The organism is Ancylobacter mangrovi, assembly GCF_024752335.1.
In the GTDB taxonomy this organism is placed as follows: Bacteria; Pseudomonadota; Alphaproteobacteria; order Rhizobiales; family Xanthobacteraceae; genus Ancylobacter; species Ancylobacter mangrovi.
In genome coordinates this window covers 2501-5757 of record NZ_JANTHY010000015.1, presented here as the reverse complement: position 1 = coordinate 5757, position 3257 = coordinate 2501, and the positions used below count along the sequence as shown (strand labels likewise).

At 54.9% G+C, this 3257-nt stretch carries 2 rRNA genes; both read right to left on the bottom strand.

The window, feature by feature from the left end:
* Window positions 1–85 precede the first annotated feature (85 nt).
* A 5S ribosomal RNA gene (rrf, locus tag NVS83_RS23415) occupies window positions 86–200 on the bottom strand.
* A gap of 89 nt (window positions 201–289) precedes the next feature.
* A 23S ribosomal RNA gene (locus NVS83_RS23410) occupies window positions 290–3107 on the bottom strand.
* Window positions 3108–3257 lie beyond the last annotated feature (150 nt).

Sequence of the window (3257 nt, the reverse complement as noted above, 5' to 3'; positions counted from 1 at the left end):
ACGCACAAAACCCCGCTTGTGGTTTGAGCCACGGGCGGGGTTTTGAGTGTTTGGTATCGTATGAGAAGCGCGCTGTTCTTTGCAGGCCTGGCGGCGACCTACTCTCCCAGGTCTTGAGACATAGTACCATCGGCGCTGAGGAGTTTAACGGCCGAGTTCGGGATGGGATCGGGTTCAGGCTCCTCGCAATGGCCACCAGGCCGGCAAAGGACAGCGAAGCGAAGCAAGGATCCGAGGATCTTGTCTGGTCTCTGGCTTTGATCCTGATGGATGGCCATCGAGGATGAGAACGATCAAGCCAATCGAACGATTAGTACCGGTAAGCTCAATGCATTACTGCACTTACACACCCGGCCTATCAACGTGGTCGTCTTCCACGGTTCTCGAGGGAATACTCGTTTTGAGGTGGGTTTCCCGCTTAGATGCTTTCAGCGGTTATCCCGTCCGTACATAGCTACGCTGCACTGCGGCTGGCGCCACAACAGCTCCACCAGAGGTACGTTCATCCCGGTCCTCTCGTACTAGGGACAAATCCTCTCAATATTCCTACACCCACGGCAGATAGGGACCGAACTGTCTCACGACGTTCTGAACCCAGCTCACGTACCACTTTAATCGGCGAACAGCCGAACCCTTGGGACCTGCTCCAGCCCCAGGATGTGATGAGCCGACATCGAGGTGCCAAACGATGCCGTCGATATGGACTCTTGGGCATCATCAGCCTGTTATCCCCGGCGTACCTTTTATTCGTTGAGCGATGGCCCGTCCACGTGGGACCACCGGATCACTATGGCCGACTTTCGTCTCTGCTCGACTTGTCAGTCTCACAGTCAGGCGGGCTTATGCCATTGCACTCGACGAGCGATTTCCGACCGCTCTGAGCCCACCATCGCGCGCCTCCGTTACTCTTTGGGAGGCGACCGCCCCAGTCAAACTGCCCACCATGCAATGTCCCGGATCCGGATGACGGACCGCGGTTAGACATCCATATCTATAAGGGTGGTATTTCAAGGGTGACTCCACGAGAGCTGGCGCCCTCGCTTCAAAGTCTACCACCTATCCTACACATACCGACACGAATGCCAGTGCAAAGTTGCAGTAAAGGTGCACGGGGTCTTTCCGTCTGACCGCAGGAACCCCGCATCTTCACGGGGAATTCAATTTCACTGAGTCTATGCTGGAGACAGCGGGGAAGTCATTACGCCATTCGTGCAGGTCGGAACTTACCCGACAAGGAATTTCGCTACCTTAGGACCGTTATAGTTACGGCCGCCGTTTACCGGGGCTTCGATTCAAAGCTTGCACCTCTCCTCTTAACCTTCCGGCACCGGGCAGGCGTCAGACCCTATACGTCATCTTGCGATTTCGCAGAGCCCTGTGTTTTTGCTAAACAGTTGCCACCCCCTGGTCTGTGCCCCTCCCACCTGGTTGCCCAAGTGGAAGGCCTCCTTATCCCGAAGTTACGGAGGTAAATTGCCGAGTTCCTTCAGCATAGTTCTCTCAAGCGCCTTGGTATACTCTACCAGTCCACCTGTGTCGGTTTCGGGTACGGTCTATACGTGGGAGCTATTTCCTGGAACCCCTTCGAAGCCAGAACAGAACCAATTCGTCTGACAACACACGGGATTCGTCACTACCCACAGGCTCAGGAATATTCACCTGATTCCCATCGACTACGCCTTTCGGCCTCGCCTTAGGGGCCGGCTAACCCTGCGCAGATTAGCTTTACGCAGGAACCCTTGGACTTTCGGCGACAGTGTCTCTCACACTGTTTGTCGTTACTCATGTCAGCATTCGCACTTCCGATACCTCCAGAGGTCCTCACGGATCCTCCTTCGCAGGCTTACGGAACGCTCCGCTACCGCTCATCCGAAGATGAACCCTAAGCTTCGGCGCGTGGCTTGAGCCCCGTTACATTTTCGGCGCAAGAATCCTAGACCAGTGAGCTGTTACGCTTTCTTTAAAGGATGGCTGCTTCTAAGCCAACCTCCTGGTTGTTTTCGGACTCTCACATCCTTTCACACTTAGCCACGACTTGGGGGCCTTAGCTGTAGGTCAGGGTTGTTTCCCTCTCGACGACGGACGTTAGCACCCGCCGTCTGTCTCCCGCGCAGTACTTCCAGGTATTCGGAGTTTGGTTAGGTTTGGTAAGATGGTAAATCCCCCTAGCCCATCCAGTGCTCTACCCCCTGGAGTATTCACGCGAGGCACTACCTAAATAGTTTTCGCGGAGAACCAGCTATTTCCGAGTTTGGTTGGCCTTTCACCCCTAGCCACAAGTCATCCGAGACCTTTTCAACGGGCACCGGTTCGGTCCTCCAGTGCGTGTTACCGCACCTTCAACCTGCTCATGGCTAGATCACTCGGCTTCGGGTCTAATCCGACGAACTGAACGCCCTGTTCAGACTCGCTTTCGCTGCGCCTACACCTATCGGTTTAAGCTTGCTCGCCAGACTAAGTCGCTGACCCATTATACAAAAGGTACGCAGTCACCCAGGACGAACCTTGGGCTCCTACTGTTTGTAGGCATCCGGTTTCAGGAACTGTTTCACTCCCCTTGTCGGGGTGCTTTTCACCTTTCCCTCACGGTACTTGTTCGCTATCGGTCGCTGAGGAGTACTTAGGCTTGGAGGGTGGTCCCCCCATGTTCAGACAGGATTTCACGTGTCCCGCCTTACTCGAGGATGAATGATTGCATTACGTGTACGGGGCTATCACCCACTAAGGCCCGGCTTTCCTGACCGGTTCCACTTGTCGCTCATTCACCACTGGCCTGGTCCGCGTTCGCTCGCCACTACTAACGGAGTCTCTGTTGATGTCCTTTCCTCCGGGTACTTAGATGTTTCAGTTCCCCGGGTTCGCTTCAAACCCCTATGTATTCAGGATTTGATACCTTCATCTGACAACTGGAATTCCTAAACCTCGCAGCTCAGGGTTGCCCCCAAGGCGAGGCCTCGGAGTTCCAGTCGTCGAAGGTGGGTTTCCCCATTCGGAAATTCTCGGATCAAAGCTTGTTCGCAGCTCCCCGAGACTTATCGCAGCGTACCACGTCCTTCATCGCCTCTCAGCGCCAAGGCATCCACCGAATGCCCTTAAGACACTTGATCGTTCTCATCTTCGATGCCCACCCCAACGGAACGAACGATCCCTCTGTGCGGAAGGATCGGGGGCGTGACGGTTTTGAGAGACCCGTCACACGGCATCAAAGCTATTCTAAAGACCAGCTTGCTTCGCATTTCACTCGACGACGGTGCGGT